Annotated in this window: 16 protein-coding genes; 9 read left to right on the top strand and 7 right to left on the bottom strand. The window is 68.4% G+C overall.

The window, feature by feature from the left end; genetic code table 11:
• Window positions 1-3: 3 nt before the first annotated feature.
• Both cydB and AB6732_RS05915 read right to left on the bottom strand, forming a co-directional pair.
• Entirely contained in the window at window positions 4-1,053 is a 1,050-nt protein-coding gene (cydB, locus tag AB6732_RS05920) for a cytochrome d ubiquinol oxidase subunit II (protein ID WP_370959097.1), read from the bottom strand.
• A 13-nt stretch (window positions 1,054-1,066) separates the two neighbouring features.
• A complete protein-coding gene (locus AB6732_RS05915; protein WP_370959096.1) occupies window positions 1,067-2,653 on the bottom strand; it encodes a cytochrome ubiquinol oxidase subunit I in 1,587 nt (528 codons plus the stop codon).
• A 234-nt stretch (window positions 2,654-2,887) separates the two neighbouring features.
• Between AB6732_RS05915 and AB6732_RS05910 the strand changes: the two genes are divergently transcribed.
• Complete coding sequence (locus tag AB6732_RS05910; protein WP_066212239.1) at window positions 2,888-3,283, top strand: BlaI/MecI/CopY family transcriptional regulator; 396 nt, start codon at window positions 2,888-2,890, stop codon at window positions 3,281-3,283.
• 8 nt (window positions 3,284-3,291) lie between these two features.
• Entirely contained in the window at window positions 3,292-4,248 is a 957-nt protein-coding gene (locus AB6732_RS05905; protein ID WP_370959095.1) for a M56 family metallopeptidase, read from the top strand.
• Between the two features lie 41 nt (window positions 4,249-4,289).
• Here AB6732_RS05905 and AB6732_RS05900 read toward each other — a convergent pair whose 3' ends face one another.
• On the bottom strand, window positions 4,290-6,398 hold the full coding sequence (locus AB6732_RS05900) for a type IIA DNA topoisomerase subunit B (protein WP_370959094.1): 2,109 nt from the start codon (window positions 6,396-6,398) through the stop codon (window positions 4,290-4,292).
• Window positions 6,399-6,596: 198 nt separating this feature from the next.
• Here AB6732_RS05900 and AB6732_RS05895 point away from each other — a divergent pair, with 198 nt between their 5' ends.
• Window positions 6,597-6,815, top strand: coding sequence for a hypothetical protein (locus tag AB6732_RS05895; RefSeq protein WP_066212230.1), 219 nt, complete (start codon window positions 6,597-6,599; stop codon window positions 6,813-6,815).
• A gap of 191 nt (window positions 6,816-7,006) precedes the next feature.
• On the opposite strand, the gene AB6732_RS05890 is transcribed toward AB6732_RS05895, so the two are convergent.
• The 3 genes from AB6732_RS05890 to AB6732_RS05880 are packed head-to-tail and all read right to left on the bottom strand — an operon-like array spanning window position 7,007 to window position 10,582.
• Window positions 7,007-7,930, bottom strand: coding sequence for a MaoC/PaaZ C-terminal domain-containing protein (locus AB6732_RS05890; protein WP_370959093.1), 924 nt, complete (start codon window positions 7,928-7,930; stop codon window positions 7,007-7,009).
• Window positions 7,927-9,264, bottom strand: a complete 1,338-nt coding sequence (locus AB6732_RS05885; RefSeq protein WP_370959092.1) for a 3-oxoacyl-ACP reductase — start codon at window positions 9,262-9,264, stop codon at window positions 7,927-7,929. The genes AB6732_RS05890 and AB6732_RS05885 overlap by 4 nt, the downstream gene beginning before the upstream one ends.
• A 16-nt stretch (window positions 9,265-9,280) precedes the next feature.
• The gene (locus AB6732_RS05880) at window positions 9,281-10,582 is read right to left on the bottom strand and encodes an acetyl-CoA C-acetyltransferase (RefSeq protein WP_370959091.1); all 1,302 of its coding nucleotides are present in this window, start codon (window positions 10,580-10,582) and stop codon (window positions 9,281-9,283) included.
• Window positions 10,583-10,682: 100 nt separating this feature from the next.
• On the opposite strand from AB6732_RS05880, the gene AB6732_RS05875 reads away from it, so the two are divergent.
• On the top strand, window positions 10,683-11,486 hold the full coding sequence (locus AB6732_RS05875) for a TetR/AcrR family transcriptional regulator (RefSeq protein ID WP_370959090.1): 804 nt from the start codon (window positions 10,683-10,685) through the stop codon (window positions 11,484-11,486).
• Window positions 11,479-13,554 (top strand): acyl-CoA dehydrogenase, encoded by a 2,076-nt coding sequence (locus tag AB6732_RS05870; protein ID WP_370959089.1) that lies wholly within the window; start codon window positions 11,479-11,481, stop codon window positions 13,552-13,554. Before AB6732_RS05875 ends, AB6732_RS05870 begins: the two co-directional genes overlap by 8 nt.
• A 55-nt stretch (window positions 13,555-13,609) precedes the next feature.
• On the opposite strand, the gene glgA is transcribed toward AB6732_RS05870, so the two are convergent.
• Entirely contained in the window at window positions 13,610-14,824 is a 1,215-nt protein-coding gene (gene glgA, locus AB6732_RS05865; protein WP_370959088.1) for a glycogen synthase, read from the bottom strand.
• A 101-nt stretch (window positions 14,825-14,925) separates the two neighbouring features.
• On the opposite strand from glgA, the gene glgC reads away from it, so the two are divergent.
• From glgC to AB6732_RS05845, 4 genes are all read left to right on the top strand, one after another.
• The gene (gene glgC, locus AB6732_RS05860) at window positions 14,926-16,377 is read left to right on the top strand and encodes a glucose-1-phosphate adenylyltransferase (RefSeq protein WP_370959087.1); all 1,452 of its coding nucleotides are present in this window, start codon (window positions 14,926-14,928) and stop codon (window positions 16,375-16,377) included.
• A gap of 99 nt (window positions 16,378-16,476) precedes the next feature.
• Complete coding sequence (locus AB6732_RS05855; RefSeq protein WP_370959086.1) at window positions 16,477-17,928, top strand: SDR family NAD(P)-dependent oxidoreductase; 1,452 nt, start codon at window positions 16,477-16,479, stop codon at window positions 17,926-17,928.
• 87 nt (window positions 17,929-18,015) lie between these two features.
• Window positions 18,016-20,619 (top strand): aminopeptidase N, encoded by a 2,604-nt coding sequence (gene pepN, locus AB6732_RS05850; protein WP_370959085.1) that lies wholly within the window; start codon window positions 18,016-18,018, stop codon window positions 20,617-20,619.
• A gap of 106 nt (window positions 20,620-20,725) precedes the next feature.
• Window positions 20,726-21,508 (top strand): phosphodiesterase, encoded by a 783-nt coding sequence (locus tag AB6732_RS05845; RefSeq protein ID WP_370959084.1) that lies wholly within the window; start codon window positions 20,726-20,728, stop codon window positions 21,506-21,508.
• Window positions 21,509-21,540: the final 32 nt, after the last annotated feature.

The raw sequence follows: 21,540 nt of genomic DNA, 5'->3' as shown, positions 1-21,540 counted from the left end.
GCGTCAGGACTGCCTGGTGAGGGCGCGCTGCAGGACGGCCGGCAGCACCGTGTGGGACTGCGGGATCAGCTCAGCGCTGATCCGGCGGCGGAACACCCAGTACGTCCACGCCTGGTAGGCGATGACGAGCGGCAGACCGATGCACGCGACCACCGTCATGAGACCCAGCGTGTAGTCACTGGAGGAGGCGTTCGAGATGGTCAGGTTGAAGGCCGGATCCAACGTGGACGGCAGGACCACGGGGTACACGGCGGAGAAGATCGCCGCCGTCCCGCTCGCCAGGAAGGCGCCGAGCAGGATGAACGCCTTTCCTTCCTGAGCCTTGCGGGCCAGAAGCCACGCGCAGACCGCCGCGACCACGGCCAGACCGGTGAGGGCCCAGCTCCACCACTTGCCGTGCTGGAACTGCACCAGCAGGACCCAACCGGCGATCGGGAGAAGGCCGAGGGGCAGCCAGCGGATCAGCCAGCGGCGTGCGCGGTGCCGGATCTCGCCGTCGGTCTTGAGCATGAGGAACGCGAGGGCGTGCACGAGCGCGAACAGCACGACGGCGAAGCCGCCCAGGAGTGCAGGAGGCGTCAGCCAGGCGAACGGTCCACCGACGCGGTCGCCGTTGGCGTTCAGCGGCAGTCCCGTCGTGCTCAGGGCCAGCGCCGCACCGACGCCGAACGCCGCCACGAAGGAGCCCAGGGCGATGGCCCAGTCCCAGGTGGTGCGCCAGCGGTCCGTGTTGATCTTGCCGCGGTACTCGAAGGCGACGGCGCGGAAGATCAAGCCCAGGAGCACCAGGAGCAGCGGGAGGTACAGGGCGGAGAAGAGGGAGGCGTACCAGTTCGGGAAGGCCGCGAACGTGGCGCCGCCCGCCGTCAGGAGCCACACCTCATTGCCGTCCCACACCGGGCCGACCGTGTTGAGGAGGACGCGCCGTTCCTTGTCGTTCCGGGCGAAGAGCTTCATGAGCATCCCGACGCCGAGGTCGAAGCCCTCGAGGAAGAGGTAGCCGGTCCAGAGGACGGCGATGGCGATGAACCAGATGGTGGGCAGGGTTTCCATGCTGTCTCTCCTCTCAGTAGGCGAAGGCCAGGACGTCGGTCTCCCGCTGGGAGCCTCCGCGTCCGTCCTCGTCCGGGGTGTCGTCGTGGTGGGCCAGCTCCGGCATGGCCGAGGCCACCCCGCCGCGGATGTAGGTGGTCAGCAGCTTGATCTCGACCACCATGAGCACCGCGTAGACCGTGGTCAGGGCGATGAGGGAGGTCAGGATCTCCCCCGCTGAGACTCCCGGTGAGACCGCCGCGGCCGTGTACATGAACACGGGGTCGATGCCGTTCATATCGGGGTTCGGCGCGACCACGAAGGGCTGACGTCCCATCTCCGTGAAGATCCAGCCCGCGGCGTTGGCACCGAACGGCGCGAGGATCCCGAAGACGGCCAGGCGCATGAGCCAGCGGCTTGCGGGCACGGTTCCCCGGCGGGTCAGCCAGAGCGCGACGACGGCGGCGAGTGCGGCCAGTCCTCCGAACCCGATCATCATCCGGAAGCCCCAGTAGGTGACCTCCATGACGGGCACGTACTGGATCTCCTTGCCCGCGCGGTCGCCGAGCTTCGGATCGTTCGGCAGGTGGGTGCCGTACTTCTCCTGGTACTCCGGCACCAGGGTGTTCACGCCCTTGACCTCGGTGGTGAAGTCACCCTTCGCCAGGAAGGAGAGGAGCCCCGGGACCTCGATCACCGCGACGATGTTGGAGCAGTCCTTCGACCCGAGGTCTCCGACGCTGAGCACCGAGAACTGGGTGCCGTCGTGGCAGGCGGCCTCGGCGGCGGCCATCTTCATGGGCTGCTGCTCGAACATGAGCTTGCCCTGCAGGTCTCCGGTGATCGACGTGCCGGCGAAGGAGATGGCGGCCACGATGGCGCCGATGCGGAGCGAGCGGAGCCACACGGTGTGGTCGGTCTTGTCGCGGCCGGGGACGGAGCGTGCCTCGCCCACCACCACCCGGCCCGAGGCGTCGACCGTGTCGATGCCGTCGGTCCGGCGCCGCCACAGGTGGTACCAGGCGATGCCCAGGAGGAATCCGCCGGCGACGGCGAGGGCGCCCATGATGGTGTGGCTGAACGCCACGACCGCGGTGTTGTTCGTGAACACCGCCCAGGCGTCCACCATGCGTCCGCGTCCGTCCTCCAGCGTCACACCCACGGGGTGCTGCATCCAGCTGTTGGCCACGATGATGAAGTATGCGGAGATGACCGAGCCGATCACCGCGATCCACAGGCAGGCGAGGTGGACACCCTTCTTCAGCTGCTTCCAGCCGAAGATCCAGAGTCCCAGGAACGTCGACTCCACGAAGAAGGCGAGCAGGGCCTCCATGGCGAGCGGGGCGCCGAACACGTCACCGACGAAGCGGCTGTATTCGCTCCAGGCCATGCCGAACTGGAACTCCTGCACGATGCCCGTGGCCACGCCCATGATGAAGTTGATGAGGAAGAGCTTCCCCCAGAACTTGGTCATGCGCAGGTACTCGGCCTTGCCCGTGCGATACCAGAGCGTCTGCATGAAGGCCACCACGAGGCCGAGGCCGATCGTGAGCGGCACCATCATGAAGTGATAGACGGTGGTGATGCCGAATTGCCACCGTGCGACTTCCAAGGCGTCCATGGATTCCCCATTCCCTCGTCGAGGCACAACTTCTACGTTTCGTAGAAAACCTTCTTCTACAGAGTGTAGAACAAAAAGGACCGTGACGCCGCCGCACGTGACACGCGAGACAGAGGCTTCTACTGAACGTAGAAAAACGGGCCGAAACACGATAGATTGAGAGCTGCGCACCCACCGGGGACACCCGTCCCCTGAGGGTCATCATCAGCATTACAGAGGAGATGGACGCTTTCAATGGCAAGCCTCGGGGATCTTGAGCGATCCGTCATGGACCTGCTGTGGGCCGGGACGGAGGCCACCACGGCCAACGACCTGCGGGATCAGCTCGCCAGCACCGACGCGGCCAGCGGAGGCAAGGAGCTCGCCGTGACCACGGTGCTCACCGTGCTTTCCCGGCTGGAGAAGAAGGGCCTCGTGGCCCGCGAACGCGGCACCCGCCCGCATCGCTACCGCGCCGTCTCCACGCGCGCCGAACACACCGCCGAGCTGATGCGCGAGGTGCTGGGCTCCGCTCCGGACCGTGAAGCCGTCCTGGCGACCTTCGTCGGTTCGGTCAGCCCCGCCGAAGCCGACGCCCTCCGTCGTCTGCTGGGTGTGGACCCCTCTTCGGACCTCCCCTCCAGCAGCTGAGGCATGCGGTGCTGATCACCGCCTGGTTCCTGGCGGTCCTCGCGATCATCCTCGCCTGGCCGGCACCGGTCCTCCTGGCCCGGAGCTCCTGGCCGTCCCGCTCCCCCTTCGCCGCACTGGTGCTCTGGCAGGCCATCGGCCTCGCGGGCGGGCTCTCCATGATCGGCGCCATGCTCTGCTACGGGCTCTCACCGCTCGGCGACAATCTGGTCGCGGGGCTTCACGCCTTGCTTCTGGTGATGCTGGGCAGTCAGTCCACCGAAGGACTCGGCTTCTGGCATGCCTTCGCGCTGTCGACCGCCGGGGTGCTGACCGTGCACCTGCTCTTCACGCTGTTGCTCACCTACGTGCGGATCAGCACCGAGCGGCGCCGGCACCGCGAGCTCCTCGGCATTCTCAGCCAGCCGCACGGCGACTCCGGCACCGTGGTCATCGCCCATGCCGCGCCCGTGGCCTACTGCCTGCCCGGCGGAGCCCGCTCCATCACCGTGCTCTCCGACTCCCTCATGGATGCCCTGGACGAGCGCGAACTCGCCGCAGTCCTCGCCCATGAGGACAGCCATCTGACGCAGCGGCACCACTTGCTGCTCTGGGCCTTCGCCGCCTGGAGGGCGGCTCTCCCCTGGCTTCCCACCACGCGCGTCGCCCAGCGCGCGGTGAACGAGCTGCTGGAGATGCTCGCCGACGACGCCGCGTTGAAAGTCAGCGACGCCGGAACCCTGGTGCGCGCGGTCGCCGTCGTCGCGGATGGGCAGCAGCCGCGCCGCACCGCCCTGGACGCCGACACGGCCCTGGCCGGCGACGACGCTGCGGTGTCCGCCACGACGGTGGCCCGCGTGAAACGACTGCTCGCCGGTGCCCCCGCACTCCCGGCCGCGCAGCGCGCCGTGGTGCTGGCGTCCTCGGTCCTGCTGCTCCTGGCGCCGACCGCACTGCTGATCGTGCCGGGCGTCATCCACCTCTAGGACAGCCCCGGCTCGAGGACAGCGGCGCCGGCCGGGCCGGGTCAGGCGTCGATGCGTTCCCGGTCCAGGTGCTGCGCGCCGGCCACGATGAAGTCCTTGCGCGGTGCCACATCCGAGCCCATGAGGAGTTCGAAGACGCGCTCGGCGCTCTCCGCGCTGTCGATGCTGACCCGGCGCAGCGTGCGGTGCCGCGGATCCATGGTGGTCTCCGCCAGCTGGTCGGCGTCCATCTCGCCCAGACCCTTGTACCGCTGGATGGGCTCCTTGTAGCGCTTGCCCTCCCCCTGAAGGCGGTCCAGGAGCGTGAGCAACTCCTGCTCGGAGTAGGTGTAGATGATCTCGTTGGCCTTGGACCCGGAGTTCACCACCTCCACCCGGTGCAGCGGCGGCACAGCGGCGTACACGCGGCCCGCTTCCACGAGAGGCCTCATGTAGCGGTAGAAGAGCGTGAGCAGCAGGGTGCGGATGTGGGCGCCGTCCACGTCGGCGTCGGTCATGAGGACGACCTTGCCGTAGCGGGCGGCGTCCAGGTCGAAGCTCCGGCCGGAGCCGGCTCCTACCACCTGGATCAGGGCGGCGCATTCGGCGTTGGAGAGCATGTCGCCCACCGACGCCTTCTGCACGTTCAGGATCTTGCCGCGGATGGGCAGCAGGGCCTGGAAGTCCGAGGACCGGGCCAGCTTCGCGGTGCCGAGCGCGGAGTCACCCTCCACGATGAACAGCTCAGAGCGGTCCACGTCGCTGCTGCGGCAGTCCGCGAGCTTGCTGGGCATGGTCGAGGACTCCAGAGCGTTCTTCCGCCGCTGGGTCTCCTTGTGCACCCGCGCCGAGACGCGGGACTTCATCTCGTTGACGACCTTCTCCAGCAGGAGGGAAGCCTGAGCCTTGTCATTGCGGTTCGTGGAGGTCAGCCGCGAGGTGATCTCCTTCTCCACCACGCGGGAGACGATGGCGCGAACGGCGGGCGTGCCGAGGATCTCCTTGGTCTGGCCCTCGAACTGCGGTTCGGCGAGGCGGACGGTCAGCACGGCGGTCAGGCCGGCCATCACGTCGTCCTTCTCGACCTTGTCGTTGCCGGCCTTCAGCTTGCGGGCGTTGGCCTCGACCTGCTTGCGGAAGGTCTTGAGCAGCGCCTGCTCGAAGCCGGCCAGGTGGGTGCCGCCCTTGGGCGTGGCGATGATGTTGACGAAGCTGCGCACGGTGGTGTCGTAGCCGATCCCCCAGCGCAGGGCGATGTCCACTTCACAGTGGCGCTCCACCTCGGCCAGCTGGCTGTGACCGTGATCGTCCAGGACCGGCACCGTCTCCTTGAAGGTGCCGGAGCCGTTCAGCCGCCAGATGTCGGTGACCGCGGAGTCCGCGGCCAGGAACTCGGCGAACTCCGAGATGCCGCCGTCGTGGTGGAAGACCTCTTCATAGGGGCCGTCCGCGCCGGGCGTCCCGGCGAGCCGGCGCTCGTCCCGGACGGTGATCTTGAGCCCGGGCACCAGGAAGGAGGTCTGGCGCGCACGTCCCGTGAGTTCGTCATACAGGAACTTGGCGTCCGGGGTGAAGATCTGGCGGTCCGCCCAGTAACGGATCCGGGTGCCGGTGACACCGCGCTTCGCCTTGCCGACCACGTCCAGCATGGAGTTCTCCAGGAACGGGACGAACTTCGCGTCCGGCTTGGGCTTGCCGCTGCCGTCCTCGAAGCGGCCAGGCTCCCCTCGCCGGAACGACATCTGGTAGGTCTTGCTGCCGCGGTCCACCTGGACGTCCAGACGGGCGGACAGCGCGTTCACGACGGACGCGCCCACGCCGTGCAGACCGCCCGAGGCGTTATAGGAGCCGCCGCCGAACTTGCCGCCGGCGTGCAGCTTCGTGAACACGACCTCGACGCCGGTGAGCCCGGTCTTCGGTTCGATGTCCACGGGGATGCCGCGGCCGTCGTCGTGCACCTCCACGGAGTTGTCCGCGTGGAGGATGACCTTGATGTCGTGGCCGTACCCGGCCAGGGCCTCATCGACCGCGTTGTCGATGATCTCCCAGAGACAGTGCATGAGGCCGCGGGAATCGTTGGATCCGATGTACATGCCCGGACGTTTGCGGACGGCTTCCAGCCCTTCCAGGACGGAGAGGTGCCGGGCGTTGTATTCCGAACTCGGTGACACGGGTGGTGGACTCCTTTGGGGCCTGAAGACGCTCTTTTCAGGGTAGCGGCAACCGCCCTCGTCCCCGCGCAGGCGCACCGTGAGGAGCGCCACCACGAGACGCCCGACTACGCGCAGAGCGAAAGAGACCGAATTGTGGCATGTATCGGGCCTGTCCGCTGGTTATATAGACGTACAGAACTTTCGAAGGAGGCCCCGATGTCAACAGCAATTGCGGAACGTACGCTCAACGCGGCTGACCGTTGCGACCGTTGCGGCGCCCAGGCATTTGTCCGGGTGGTGCTTGAGGCCTCTGGTGGAGAGCTTCTCTTCTGCGGGCACCACGCCCGTGCGGTCGAAGCGACTCTGAAGCCCCTGAGCCGTGAATGGCACGACGAGACCTCCCGTCTCCTGGAGAAGGAAGTCGTCGTCGACTAGGACTCACCGAGTCCGTCACAGCGGAAGTGCCCGGTCCCTTGAGGGGCCGGCCACTTCTGTGTTCCAGGCACTTCTGTCTTCCAGGCACTTCTGTCGTCCGGACACGAGGTCAGGCTGACACATGAGGCTGACACACGAAGGGCCGGTGGCCGGGAGATCTCCCAGCCACCGGCCCTCGCGTCGTCAACGGGTCAGGACTCCGGCCCGCTCAGTGGATCCACGGTTCCGTGGAAGTGCCTCCGGGCGCTGCGCTGGTTCCACGCCTGGAACTCCGTGCCGGACCACGCGCCGTCCGCTTCCTCGTCGCGGATGCCGACCGCGACTGTGGCGGGCAGGTACACCGGCGCTTCGAAGGTGACGTGCCACCGGACCCCGGCGTCGCTGTCGTGGCCGGACTCGGCCAGCGCCCGCGCCACGGAGTACATCCCGTGCGCGATCGAGGTCTTCATGCCGAGCGCCTTAGCACTCAGCGAGCTGAGGTGGATGGGGTTGTAGTCACCGGACACCGCGGCATAGTCCCGGCCCGTGTCCACGCCCAGCCGCCAGAGTCCCGTGGGCACCGGCGGGCGGAAGTCCTCCCGCTCGGGAGCGGGCACGGCGGTGTCGACGCCGGGAAGGAAGACCCCCTTGGCCAGGTAGCGCGAGGTGCCACGCCACAGGAGTTCCCCCGTGCCGGCGTCGAGCACATCCGCCACCATGTCCACCAGGGTCCCGGAGCGATGAGCCCGCAAGCCCTCCGCGTGGGCGCGCACCGTGAGGCGGGCGCCGAACGGGATGGCGTCGTAGTGCTCCACCGTGTTCTCCAGGTGGACGAGCCCGAGCAGCGGCAATGGGAAGTCGTCACGGGTCATGACGCTCATCGCGACCGGGAACGCCAGCGTGTGAACGTACGCGGACGGCAGCTCGGAGCGGACCGTCCCGTGGACCAGCCGCTGGAAGGCGGTGACGTGCTCGATGTCCACCGTCACCGATTGCACCTCGTGCACGGCACGCGGCACGACGACGGGCTGTTCCTTCTTCAGGAGCCGCTGCTTGGCCGCAGCTCCGGCCGCGTTGAGGTACAGCTTGGCCAGCGACGGCATCTCCTGCAGGATGACCGTTTGCTCGCCGCTCATGCCCCCACCAGATTCTGTCCGCAGACCCGCAGCACCTCGCCGTTGACACCACCGGCGGCGTCGCTCGCGAGGAAGGCGATCGCCTCCGCCACATCACCGGGCTGTCCGCCCTGCTGAAGCGAGTTCAGGCGCCGCGCCACCTCGCGGGTGGCGAAGGGGATGCGCGCTGTCATCTCGGTCTCGATGAAACCGGGGGCCACGGCGTTGATGGTGCCGCCGAGTCGGGACATGCTCGCGGCGGTCGCCTGCACCATGCCGATCACGGCCGCCTTGGACGCGCCATAGTTGGTCTGGCCCCGGTTGCCGGCGATGCCGGAGGTGGAGGCCAGGCTCACGATGCGCGGCCGGTCGCTGAACAGCTCCGAGGCGAGGAACGCCTCGTTCATGCGCAGCTGCGAGGCGATGTTGACGGCGACGACGCTGTCCCAGCGGGCGGGGTCCATGTTGGCCAGGAGCTTGTCCCGGGTGATGCCCGCGTTGTGCACCACGATGTCCAGGCGGCCGAAGCGCTCCTCGGCCAGAGCCAGGATCTTCGCCGCGGCGTCCAGGGCGGTGATGTCCGCCTGCAGGGCGATGCCGCCCACGCGGTTCGCCACCTGCGCCAGCTGCTCCCCCGCCGCCGGGACGTCCACCAGGATGGTGCGCGCGCCGTCGCGGCTGAGGGTCGTGGCGATCGCGGCGCCGATGCCCCGCGCGGCGCCCGTGACGACGGCGACCCGCCCTTCCAGGGGCCGCTCGCCTCCGTCCGGCACGGCCGGCGCGTCGGTGATCTCGAGGAACTGGCCGTCCACGAAGGCCGAGCGCGCCGAGAGGAAGAAACGGAGCGCTCCGAGCGCTGCCGGGCTGTCCGCGGGGACGTCCTCTTCCAGCACGAGACCGTTGGCCGTCGCCCCGGCCCGGAGCTCCTTGGCCAGGGACCGGACGAAGCCGTCCACGGCGCGCCGGGCCGCCGACGTCGCCGGGTCACTCGCCGTGCGAGGTTCCCGCGAGAGGGTGACCACGCGCGCCGAGGGGCGGAGCTGGCGCAGCAGCTGACCCGCCTCCAGCACCGGCGCCGAAAGATCCGAGGGGTGGGTCAGTGCGTCGAGCACCAGGACGAGCGCGGCGAGCTTCTCCGCGCCGCCCACGGAACGCCGGACGTCCAGGCCCCAGCCCAGCAGTTCGGAAGCCACTCCGTCGGCGCCGGTGCCACGGCCGAGCACCACCACGGGTCCCTCGAGGAGTGACTGGCCCGGGGTGTAGCGACGCAGGACCGCCGGCTGGGGCAGCCCCAGCTTCCGGGCGAGGTCGCGGCCGAAGCCGCGGCTGACGAATTCGGTGTACTTGTCTGCCATGTTCCGTTCCTGCCGCTCAGTATGCTTCGAGGATCGCGACGACACCCTGACCGCCGGCCGCGCAGACCGAGACGAGGCCGCGCGCCGGACGGCCGTCCACCTGGCCCTTCTCGTGCAGGGCCTTGGCGAGGGTGGCGACGATGCGGCCGCCCGTGGCCGCGAAGGGGTGGCCCGCGGCCAGCGAGGAGCCGTTGACGTTGAGCTTCGCACGGTCGATCGCACCGAGCGGCGCGTCCAGGCCGAGGCGGTCGCGGCAGAACTCCGGGTCCTCCCACGCAGCGAGGGTGCTCAGGACCGTTCCGGCGAAGGCCTCGTGGATCTCGAAGAAGTCGATGTCATCGAAGGTCAGCCCCTGACGCGCGAGCATCCGCGGCACGGCGTAGGCCGGCGCCATGAGGAGCCCTTCCTTGCCGTGCACGAAGTCGACGGCTGCGGCCTCGCCGTCCAGCACCGTGGCGAGCTTCGGCAGCTCGTGCGCATCGGCCCATTCCTCGGAGGCCAGGAGCACGGCGGAGGCGCCGTCCGTGAGGGGCGTCGAGTTGCCGGCGGTCATGGTCGCAGGGGTGGGCAGGCTCTTGCCGAACACGGGCGAGAGCTTGGCGAGCTTCTCCAGCGAAGTGTCCGCACGGAGGTTCGAGTCACGGCTCAGACCGCGGTAGGCGGTGACGAGATCCTCGAAGAAGCCGCGGTCGTAAGCGGCGGCCAGGTTCTTGTGGCTGGCCAGGGCGAGTTCGTCCTGCGCTTCGCGGGTGATGCCCCACTCCGCCGTAGTGATCGCCTGGTGTTCGCCCATGGACAGCCCAGTGCGCGGCTCACCGGTGCCGGGAGCGTTGGGCGCGAGGTCCTTGGGGCGCAGCTTGGACAGGGCCTTGAGCTTCTGCTGAGCGGTCTTGGCACGGTTCAGTTCCAGCAGGATCCGGCGGAGGCCTTCGCTCACGGCGATCGGGGCGTCCGACGCCGAATCGACGCCACCGGCGATGGCCGAGTCGATCTGCCCGAGCTTGATCTTGTTGGCGAGCCCCAGCACGGTCTCCAGACCGGTGGCGCAAGCCTGCTGAAGATCGTAGGCGGGGGTGTCGGGCGCGAGTGCCGAACCCAGGACCGCTTCACGGGTCAGATTGAAATCGCGCGAGTGCTTCAGCACGGCCCCGGCGGCCACCTCGCCGACGCGCTCACCCTGCAGTCCGAACCGCGCCACGAGCCCGTCCAGAGCCGCGGTCAGCATGTCCTGATTGGAGGCGGTGGCGTACGCGCCATTGGCGCGGGCGAAGGGGATGCGATTGCCGCCGACGACGACGGCCTTCCGTACGGTGGTCATGTTCCGCTCCGTTCTGCACGGGCGGCTTTCCGGCGCCCGTGCGGCAGGGTTTCCAATCGAAGAGTTACTGATACCCAGCGTACCTGATACGCTGGGTATCGTGAACCCCGCCACACAGCAGCGCGCCGCGTCCCGGCAGCCTTTCCCGGCAGAACCCGAGGCGCCCGGCGACGACGAATCCCCCGCCAGCACGGACGGCCGCGCCGCCCGCTGGCAGCACCACCGCCTTCAGCGCCGTGCGGAACTGATCCGCGCCGCCCGGCGAGCAGTGCACCGCCTCGGACCGGAAGCGTCCATGGAGGACATCGCCTCCTCCGCCGGCACCTCCAAATCGGTGTTCTACCGCTACTTCGGCGATAAGTCCGGCTTGCAGCAGGCCGTCGGTGAAGTGGTCCTGGACCGCATGCAGGCGAGGATCCGCGAAGCCGTCCAGGAAGCGACCTCCCCCGCTGAGGGTCTGTTCGCGATGGTGAACGCCTATCTCCAGATGGCCGAGACCTCCCCCAACGTCTACGCGTTCGTGACGCAACGCGGCACCGGAGAGAGTGATGGGCCGGGTCCTGCACAGGACGCCACCTTCGGCCACTTCCTCAACGCCGTGACGGACATGATCGCCCAGCCCATGGAAGAGCTCCTGGCCGAGCCCGGGGCCCTGCTGGACTACTGGCCCCGCGCCGCCATCGGGCTGGTGCGAGCGGCTGGCGAACAGTGGCTCCTGAGCCCGACCGGCCCCCAGCGGCCCAGCCAGGCGGAGATGGCGACCACCCTCACCTCCTGGCTCGTCGACGGCGTGCGGCCCATGGTCGCGGCGCCCGTCACCACCGACCAATCACACGAATCCAGGCACGCGGGCTCCGCACCCGGGCCTGCCCCGACCACCGGAAAGGAAGAGCACCATGACTGAAGCACTCCAGAACGTGCGCCGCAGTGAGAAGCAGGACGCCGGTAAGGAACCCCGGGTGGACGTCGCGCTCCTGGGCGAACGTCTCCTCGGCACCTGGGCGGAGGTCCGTCGCGAAGCGCGGGCCCTGGCCGGCAAGGAGGAGTTCCACAAGATCGAAGGCATCACCCACGTGGAGCACCGCGCACGGGTGTTCGAGCAGCTGAAGGGACTCGTGGATCACGGCGCCGTGCACCGCGCGTTCCCCGCGCGCTTCGGCGGCTCCGATGACCACGGCGGGAACATCGCCGGCTTCGAAGAACTGGTGACCGCCGATCCTTCGCTGCAGATCAAGGCCGGTGTCCAGTGGGGCCTGTTCGGCGCCGCGGTGCTGCACCTCGGCACGGAGAAGCACCACGAGAACTGGCTGCCGTCCATCATGTCCCTCGAGACGCCCGGCGCCTTCGCCATGACCGAGATGGGCCACGGTTCGGACGTCGCGAGCATCGGCACCACGGCCACGTACGATCCGGCCACGGAAGAGTTCGTGATCAACACGCCGTTCAAGGCGGCGTGGAAGGACTACCTCGGCAACGCCGCCAAGGACGGCATCGCCGCCGTGGTCTTCGCCCAGCTGATCACCCAGGGTGTCAACCATGGGGTCCACGCCTTCTACGTCCCGATCCGTGACGCCGAGACCAAGGAGTTCCTGCCCGGCATCGGCGGCGAGGACGACGGCGTCAAGGGCGGCCTCAACGGCATCGACAACGGCCGCCTGCACTTCAGCCAGGTGCGGATCCCCCGCGAGAACCTGCTCAACCGCTACGGCGACGTCGCCGCCGACGGCACGTACACCTCCCCCATCGCGAGCCCGGGCCGCCGCTTCTTCACCATGCTCGGCACCCTCGTGCAAGGCCGCGTCTCCCTGGACGGCGCGAGCGTCGCCGCCAGCAAGATCGCGCTGGCCTCGGCCATCCGCTACGCGAGCCAGCGCCGCCAGTTCAACGCCGGTTCCCCCGTGGACGAAGAGGTGCTCCTGGACTACCAGCGCCACCAGCGCCGGCTCTTCACCCGGCTCGCCACCACCTACGCGGCGAGCTTCGCCCACGAGCAGCTGCTCGAGAAGTTCGACGCCGTGTTCTCCGGCAAGCAGGACACGGACGAGGACCGCCAGGATCTGGAGACGCTGGCCGCGGCCCTCAAGCCGCTCAGCACCTGGCACGCCCTGGACACCCTGCAGGAGTGCCGTGAGGCCTGCGGCGGCGCAGGGTTCCTGATCGAGAACCGTTTCGCCTCGCTCCGCGCGGACCTCGACGTCTACGCGACGTTCGAAGGTGACAACACCGTGCTGCTCCAGCTCGTGGCCAAGCGCCTGCTGGCCGACTACGCCAAGGAGTTCCGGAACGTCGACTTCGGCGTCATGGCGCGCTTCGTCGCGGCTCAGGCGTCCGACGTCGCGCTCAACCGCACCGGGCTGCGCCAGGTGGCGCAGTTCGTGGCCGACACCGGCCTGCCGCAGAAATCCGCCCTGGCGCTCAAGGACGAGGAGAGCCAGCGGGCTCTGCTGACCAGCCGCGTTCAGAGCATGGTCGCCGAGGTGGGCGCCGCGCTCAAGGGTGCGAACAAGCTGCCGCAGGCCAAGGCCGCTGCCCTGTTCAACGAGCACCAGGACCAGCTGATCGAGGCGGCCCGTGCGCATGCCGAGCTGCTGCAGTGGGAGGCCTTCACCGAGGGCCTGCGCGGCATCGAGGACGCCGGCACCCGCGAGGTCCTGACCTGGGTCCGCGATCTGTTCGGCCTCTCGCTGATCGAGAAGCACCTCTCCTGGTACCTGATGAACGGCCGCCTGTCGATGCAGCGCGCCCGCACCGTCGGCGACTACATCAACCGCCTGCTGGTGCGCCTCCGTCCCCACGCCCTGGATCTGGTGGACGCCTTCGGCTACGGCCAGGAGCACCTCCGCTCCACCGTGGGCAGCGGCGCCGAGCTGGTCCGTCAGGACGAGGCCCGTGCCTACTACCGCACCCTCCGGGCCTCCGGAGACGCCCCGGTGGACGAGAAGGTCCTCCTGGAACGCGCCAAGAGGAAGTAGCCCGTTATGCGAAAGCCCCCTGCGCCGCACGGTGCAGGGGGCTTTCGCATAACCGTCAGCTCTGGTCGCCGCCCTGGGGCAGCACCGTGCGGTAGACGTCCAGGGTCGTCTGGGCGATCGAGTCCCAGGAGAAGTTCTCCTCGGCCCGGCGGCGTCCCGCCCGGCCCATCGTGCGGGCCTTCTCCGGGTCGGAGACGACCTCGTTGAGCGCGGCCGCGAAGTCATTGACGAACTTCTGCGGATCCAGCGGCGTCCCCGTGCCGTCCGTGACCTGTTCCAGCGGCACGAGCAGACCGGTTTCGCCGTGCGCCACGACCTCGGGGATGCCACCGGTCGCACTCGCGACGACGGCGGCGCCGCACGCCATGGCCTCCAGATTGACGATGCCGAGCGGCTCGTAGATGGACGGGCACGCGAAGGCGGTCGCGTGACTCAGCACCTGGATGAGTTCACGGCGCGGGAGCATGCGCTCGACGACCACGACGCCGTCCCGCTCAGCCTGGAGACCGGCGATCAGCTCGGCGGTCTCGGCCGCGAGCTCCGGGGTGTCCGCCGCACCGAGGCACAGGACAAGCTGGACATCGGGGGGAAGCTGCTGAGCCGCCCGCAGCAGATACGGGACGCCCTTCTGGCGCGTGTTGCGGCCGACGAAGACCACGCTGGGACGCGACGGGTCGATGCCCAGGGCGCGGACGGCGTCGTCGTCCTCATCGCGTTCCCAGAGGGAGACGTCGATGCCGTTGTGCACCACGTGGACCTTGGCCGGGTCGACGTTGGGGTAACAGCGCAGGATGTCCTGGCGCATGCCTTCGGAGACGGCGATGATGGCGGCCGCAGCCTCGTACGAGGTCTGTTCGACCCACGAGCTGAGGCGGTAGCCGCCGCCCAGCTGCTCGGCCTTCCAGGGCCGGAGCGGCTCCAGGCTGTGAGCGCTCAGGACGTGCGGGATGCCGTGCAGCAGCGAGGCGAGGTGGCCGGCCATATTGGCATACCAGGTGTGGGAGTGGACGAGGTCGGCTCCGGCGACGTCCGGCACGATGCTCAGATCGACGCCGAGCGTCTGGACCGCCGGATTCGCATCCTGCAGCTCGGCGGGGGTCGCATAAGTGCTGACCGTGGCGCCGTGGAAGTCGGTGTCGCGGGGCGCGCCGAAGGCGTGGACCCGCAGATCAACGTGCGAAGCGAGGACGCGACTCAGCTCGGCAACGTGCACTCCGGCACCGCCATAAATATCAGGCGGAAATTCTTTGGAAACAATATCGATTCGCACGTTTACAACGTAGTCCCAAGTGCCCAACTGATCTAGTGTGAAAGCTGTTCGGTGGTCTACATGACGGCCGTCACACTCGGAACGTACGCAGGAGTACCCATATGGCACTGAAAAAAGTCCTTGCAATAGTCCTGGCCGGCGGAGAGGGCAACCGGCTCATGCCGCTCACGGCTGACCGGGCTAAACCGGCGGTGCCCTTCGCGGGCAGCTACCGACTGATTGACTTTGCTTTGTCAAACCTGGTGAACTCCGGTTATTTCAAGATCGTGGTGCTGACGCAGTACAAGTCCCACAGCCTTGACCGGCATATTTCCGAGACGTGGCGCCTGTCCACCCAGTTGCAGAATTATGTGGCCTCGGTGCCGGCACAGCAGCGCATCGGCAAGAGCTGGTTCCTCGGCAGCGCCAACGCGATTTACCAGTCCCTGAACCTGATCCACGACGCGCAGCCTGACATCGTGGTCGTCGTCGGCGCGGACCACGTGTACCGCATGGACTTCCAGCAGATGGTGGCGCAGCACGTGGCCAGCGGCGCGAAGGCGACCGTCGCCGCCGTCCGCCAGCCGCTCGAGATGGCCGACCAGTTCGGCGTGATCGAGGTGGATCAGGAGGACGCCTCCAAGATCTCCGCTTTCGTGGAGAAGCCCACGAGCACCCCCGGCCTGGCCGCCGCTCCGGATCAGTTCCTCGCATCCATGGGCAACTACGTCTTCGACGCGGACGCCCTGGTGGAGGCCCTGACGCTCGATGCCGAGCGCACCGACACGAAGCACGACATGGGCGGGGACATCATCCCCCACTTCGTCTCCCGCGGCGAGGCCGGCGTGTACGACTTCACCACCAATTCAATCCCCGGCGCCACCGAACGGGACCGCACCTACTGGCGCGACGTGGGCACCATCGACTCGTTCTACGACGCCCACATGGACCTCATCTCCCCCGTGCCGGTGTTCAACCTCTACAACCGCGACTGGCCGATCTTCACCCGCCAGACCATCTCCCCGCCGGCCAAGTTCGTGAAGGGCCGCAACAACACGGTCGGCACCGCGCTGGACTCCATCGTCGCCAACGGCGTGGTGGTGTCCGGCGGCATCGTCGAAGGCTCGGTGCTCTCCAACGACGCGTACATCGAGGCCGGGGCCCGCGTGCTGGACTCCGTGCTGATGGACAACGTGTACGTGGGTGAAGGGGCCATCGTGCGCCGGGCCATCCTGGACAAGAACGTGAGGATCCCGAAGGGCGCCACGATCGGCGTCGACCGGGACCTGGACGAGGCCCGTGGCTTCAAGGTCACCGAATCCGGGATCACGGTGCTGTCCAAGGGGCAACCGGTTCCGGAACCGGATGAGGATGAGCTCGCCCTGTCCCGGAGCCTGCGGGGCACCGTGCCGGAGAGCGTGAAGGCCGCCGTCGAGGAGTACGACGAGCTCAAGGCCGCGATCGACAAGGTCTCCCTGGTGCAGACCGAGACCACGGAGGCGCCGGCCGACGAGGACGCGGACTCCGCCGACGACGCCGCAGCAGCGGTGACGCTGAACGCGAAGGGCTCCTAGCGCCCGGCTGCACAGATTCACAGTGAGCGACGGCGGTCCCGTGCGGGCCGCCGTCGCTCGCGTTCCGAGCAGTGGGCCGCGCCCACTAAAATAGGGGAAATGACCACCCCCGAACTCACACCGGATGAGATCGAAGCCTGCCTCAAAGTCCTCAACACGATCCACGTCTATGACGAAGAGGATCCGGACTACATCGCCGTCCGTCGCGCCACCGGCAAGATGTTCAAGGCCGTGAAGCGGCACCGGCGCAACGAGAAGCGCGACGCGATCGCCGAAGCGGACCGCTCCGTCATGGCGCTCACCGCCACCGCCGCCCCGGACCGGATCGACGACGAGACCCGCGGCAACAAGCTGTCGAGTTCGGCGACGGGTGAGATCGCGGGGCACCTCATCAGGTCCCGCCCCTGCTACATCTGCAAGCAGCACTACACCCAGGTGGATGCCTTCTACCACCAGCTCTGCCCGGACTGCGCCGCCATGAGCCACGCCAAGCGGGACGCACGCACCGACCTCACGGGACGCCGCGCACTGCTGACGGGCGGCCGCGCGAAGATCGGCATGTACATCGCGCTGAGGCTGCTGCGCGACGGCGCCCACACGACGATCACCACACGGTTCCCCAAGGATGCGGCGCGCCGCTTCGCCGCCATGGAGGACAGCGCCGAGTGGCTGCACCGCCTGCGGATCGTGGGCATCGACCTGCGTGATCCCTCCCAGGTCATGGCCCTCACCGACTCCGTCGCCGCCGCCGGACCGCTCGACATCATCATCAACAACGCGGCCCAGACCGTGCGCCGCTCCGGCAACGCCTACCAGCCGCTCGTGGAGGCCGAAGACGAGTCCCTGCCCGCAGCCCTGCAGGAGGGCAACGGCGGACCGGAGCTGGTGACCTTCGGGCACGCCCATGACAAGCACCCCCTCGCCCTGGCGTCCAGCGTCCTTGAGCACCCCGTGCTGGCGGGGGATGCGATCACGTCGCTCGCGCTCTCGACGGGCTCGGCGTCGCTCGACCGCATCGCGGCCGGCACCGCCATTGACGCCGGCGGTCTGGTCCCCGACCTCGCCACCATCAACTCGTGGACGCAGGTGGTGGACCAGGTGGACCCGCTGGAGATGCTGGAAGTGCAGCTCTGCAACGTGACCGCACCCTTCCTGCTGGTCAGCCGCCTGCGGGATGCCATGCGGCGGTCCACCGCCCGGCGCAAGTACGTGGTCAACGTGAGCGCCATGGAGGGTCAGTTCTCCCGCGCCTACAAGGGACCGGGCCACCCGCACACCAATATGGCGAAGGCGTCCCTGAACATGATGACCCGGACGAGTGCGGGCGAGATGTTCGAGAGCGATCAGATCCTCATGACCGCCGTGGACACCGGCTGGATCACGGACGAGCGCCCGCACTACACCAAGGTCCGGCTCATGGACGAGGGCTTCCACGCGCCCCTGGACCTGGTCGACGGCGCGGCCCGGGTCTACGACCCGATCGTGATGGGAGAGGCGGGCGAGGACCAGTACGGGGTCTTCCTGAAGGACTACAAGCCCTCCCCCTGGTGACCTGCTCATCGTGACGAAGTGACGGCGGCTGGCCGGTGAAGGCGCCACTTCACCGGCCGTGGCCGCCGTGCATGGTTAAATGTTCGGGTGCAAAACCAGAATCTGAAACGCCTCGAGGCGCAGGACCGCTCCGCCGCGGTGAAGACCCTCAGCTATGACGTGACCCTGGACGTCCGCGACGCCGAGGACCCGGCCGTCGCCTGGTTCCCCAGCGAAAGCGTCATCACCTTCGAGGCGACCCCCGGCGGCTCCACGTTCCTGGACTTCATCGGGGACAGCGTCCAGGCGGTGTTCCTGAACGGCAAGAAGCTGCCCGTGGACGAAGTGGTCGACGGCAGCCGGATCCGTCTGGACGGCCTCCGGGAACTCAACCAGGTCACGGTCCTGGCCCGCGCCCTCTACAGCCGCTCCGGCGAGGGCCTGCACCGTTACGTCGATCCCGCGGACGGCAAGACCTACCTGTACACCCAGTACGAGCCGGCGGACGCCCGGCGCGTGTTCGCGAACTTCGAACAGCCCGACCTGAAGGCCCGCTACACCTTCCACGTCACGGCCCCGGCGCACTGGCACGTCGCGTCGAACGGCGCCGAGACGGCCCGCACCCCCCTGGCCAGCGACGCACGGGCCGCACGCTGGGACTTCGCCGAGACCCTGCCGCTCAGCACCTACATCACCGCGGTGCTCGCCGGCCCGTACTTCACGGCCGAGGACAGCTGGACCGGCACGGATGTCGACGGCGAACCGCTCGTGGTGCCGCTCGCGCTGTACTGCCGCGCCTCCCTGGCGGAGTCCTTCGACACGGCGACGCTGTTCGCCCAGACCAAGCGCGGCCTGGACTTCTTCTCCGAGCTCTTCGACTACCCCTACCCCTGGGGCAAGTACGACCAAGCGTTCGTGCCCGAGTACAACCTCGGCGCCATGGAGAACCCCGGCCTCGTCACGTTCACCGAAGAGTACGTCTTCGCATCGAAGGCCACGCAGGCCCAGTACGAGCAGCGCGCCAACACCCTGCTGCACGAGATGGCGCACATGTGGTTCGGCGACCTCGTGACCATGCAGTGGTGGGACGATCTGTGGCTCAAGGAGTCCTTCGCGGACTTCATGGGCACCCTCGGCGTCGACCGTGCCAGTGACTTCACGACCTCCTGGGTGAACTTCGCCAACCAGCGCAAGGCCTGGGCCTATGTGCAGGATCAGCTGCCCACGACGCACCCGATCGTCGCGGACATCCCCGATCTGGAAGCCGCCAAGCAGAACTTCGACGGCATCACCTACGCCAAGGGCGCCGCGGTGCTCAAGCAGCTGGTCGCGTATGTGGGCTTCGACGCCTTCGTCGAGGGCGCCCGCAGCTACTTCAAGCGCCACGAGTTCGGCAACACCACCCTGGCCGATCTGCTCCACGAACTGGACGCCGCGTCCGGCAAGGAACTCGCGTCCTGGTCTGAGGCCTGGCTGGAGACCTCCGGTATCTCGACGCTGCGTCTGGAGATCCAGGACGACGACGGCGTCATCACCGCCGCGGGCATCGTCCAGGACGCTGTGGACCCCGTCACCGGCGCCACCTCGCTGCGCCCGCATCGCTTGCGTCTCGGCCTGTACGAGCCGGACGCCACGGGACGCCTGGTCCGCACCGAAGTGCTGGACCTCGACGTCGACGGCGCCGAGACGGAGGTCGAAGCCCTGACCGGCCGCGCCCGTCCCGCCCTGGCGTTGCTGAACGACGACGACCTGAGCTACGCCAAGATCCGGCTGGACGACGTCTCCTACGAGACCGTCACCGGGCAGCTCGATCGTCTGGATGATCCGATGGCGCGGGCTCTGGCCTGGAACGCCGTGTGGAGCGCCACCCGGGACGGCCAGCGCCCGGCCGAGGAGTACCTCCGCATGGCGATGCGCTTCGCTCACATGGAGAGCACCATCGGCGTCCTCCAGTCGGTGCTGAGCAACGCCGTCTTCGCGGTCAACCACTACGTGCCGGCCGACGGCCGCGACGCGCTGCGAGACGAACTGACGCGGACCGCCGTCGCGCGCCTTCAGGACGCTGAAGCCGGCTCGGATGCCCAGCTCGCCTGGGCGCGCTGCGTCATGGCTCTCAGCCTGCACAGCGGCGAGGCACTTCACCTGATCACCGGCCTGCTGGGCGGTGGCCGCCAGGTGGACGGGCTGGTCCTGGACACCAAGCTCCGCTGGGCTGCGCTGCAGGCCCTGGCAGCCCACGGACGACTGGACCGGCCCGCGCTCGACGCGGAGCTGGCCCGCGAGGACAACGCGGACGCCCGCGCCGGGCACGCTCTGGCAGTCGCGGCCCGGCCGACCGCCGAGGCCAAGGCCGAGGCCTGGGCCGCGTGCGGCCCGGACACCGAGCTCTCCAACCGCAACTTCAGCGCGACGATCGCCGGTTTCATGACCGGTTCCGGCAAGCTCCTGGCACCGTACGTGGAGCCGTACTTCGAGCGGCTGACCAGCGTGTGGGGCTCCATGAGCATCGGGATGGCGAGCCGCCTGGTCCTCGGGTTCTTCCCGGACGCACAGGATCTCGCCCCCGACCAGGCGCCGGCCGAGCACCCTGTGGTCGTGCAGTGCGACGAGTGGCTCGCCGCTCACGAGGATGCCCCGCGCGCACTCCGCCGCCTCATCCTCGAGGAGCGGGACAAGCTGGTCCGTGCCCTGAGGGCACAGGCGGCGGGCTGATCATCAAGGCGTGACTCCCCGGAGAGCCGGTCGTCCCCTGGGACGGCCGGCTCTGCTGTTGGAGGAACACGTTGACGCATCACGACCCATGCGACAAAGTGCGAGGGTGAGCTACTCGATCGCACACCTCAGTGACTCCCACCTTCGCGCAGGTGCGTTGGTCTCCTCTCCGGCCGAGGCTCTGCACACGGCACTCCGCTCAGTGCTGGCTCTTGATCCTCCGCCTGACTGCGTGGTGATCACGGGCGATCTGGTCGAGCACGGCACCGCTGAGGAATACCGGGTCCTTCAGGAAGTCGTCGCGGGATTCCCCTTGCCGCTGAAGCTCGTGGCGGGTAACCACGACGAACCTGGCGACCTCGTGGCGGCCTTCGGAGGGTCAGACCTTCTGGGACGGTCAACGTCCACCCATTACGTCGAGGAATTCGCAGGTTTCGCCCTGGTGGTGTTGGATTCCTGGCAGGCCGGGGTTCCGTCCGGAAGGCTGGGACCCGAACAGCTCTACTGGCTGGACGGCACCTTGGCCTCACTCCGAGCGAAGCCGGTCTTCGTTGCTCTGCATCACCCGCCGGCACCGGTCGGGATTCCCTTCCTGGACGGCATGCGCCTGGAGGATGAGGACAAGTTGGCCGACGTCATCGCTCGCCATCCTCACGTCGTGCGAGTGCTGGCCGGGCATGTTCACCGCGCGGTCACGGCCCCGTTCGCGGGCACGATGCTGGCGGTCGCCCCCAGCACGTACCTCGCCTCCGGCCTGACGCTCGACGGCTCGGTTCCCCACTACCGGGCTGACCCGACGTCGTACCTCTTGCATCTCGGAGACGGGCCACAATGGGTCACTCACGTGGTGCCCGTCAGTCACGCAGCGGCGCCGATCGCCGGTTTCTGATGGTGAGTGACCGCGAAGCGATGCCCTCAAAG

It is taken from the genome of Arthrobacter sp. RCC_34, from assembly GCF_041360795.1.
GTDB lineage: Bacteria > Actinomycetota > Actinomycetes > Actinomycetales > Micrococcaceae > Arthrobacter_E.
The sequence above is the reverse complement of the archived record's forward strand: the minus strand, read 5'-3'. Positions and strand labels throughout refer to the sequence as shown.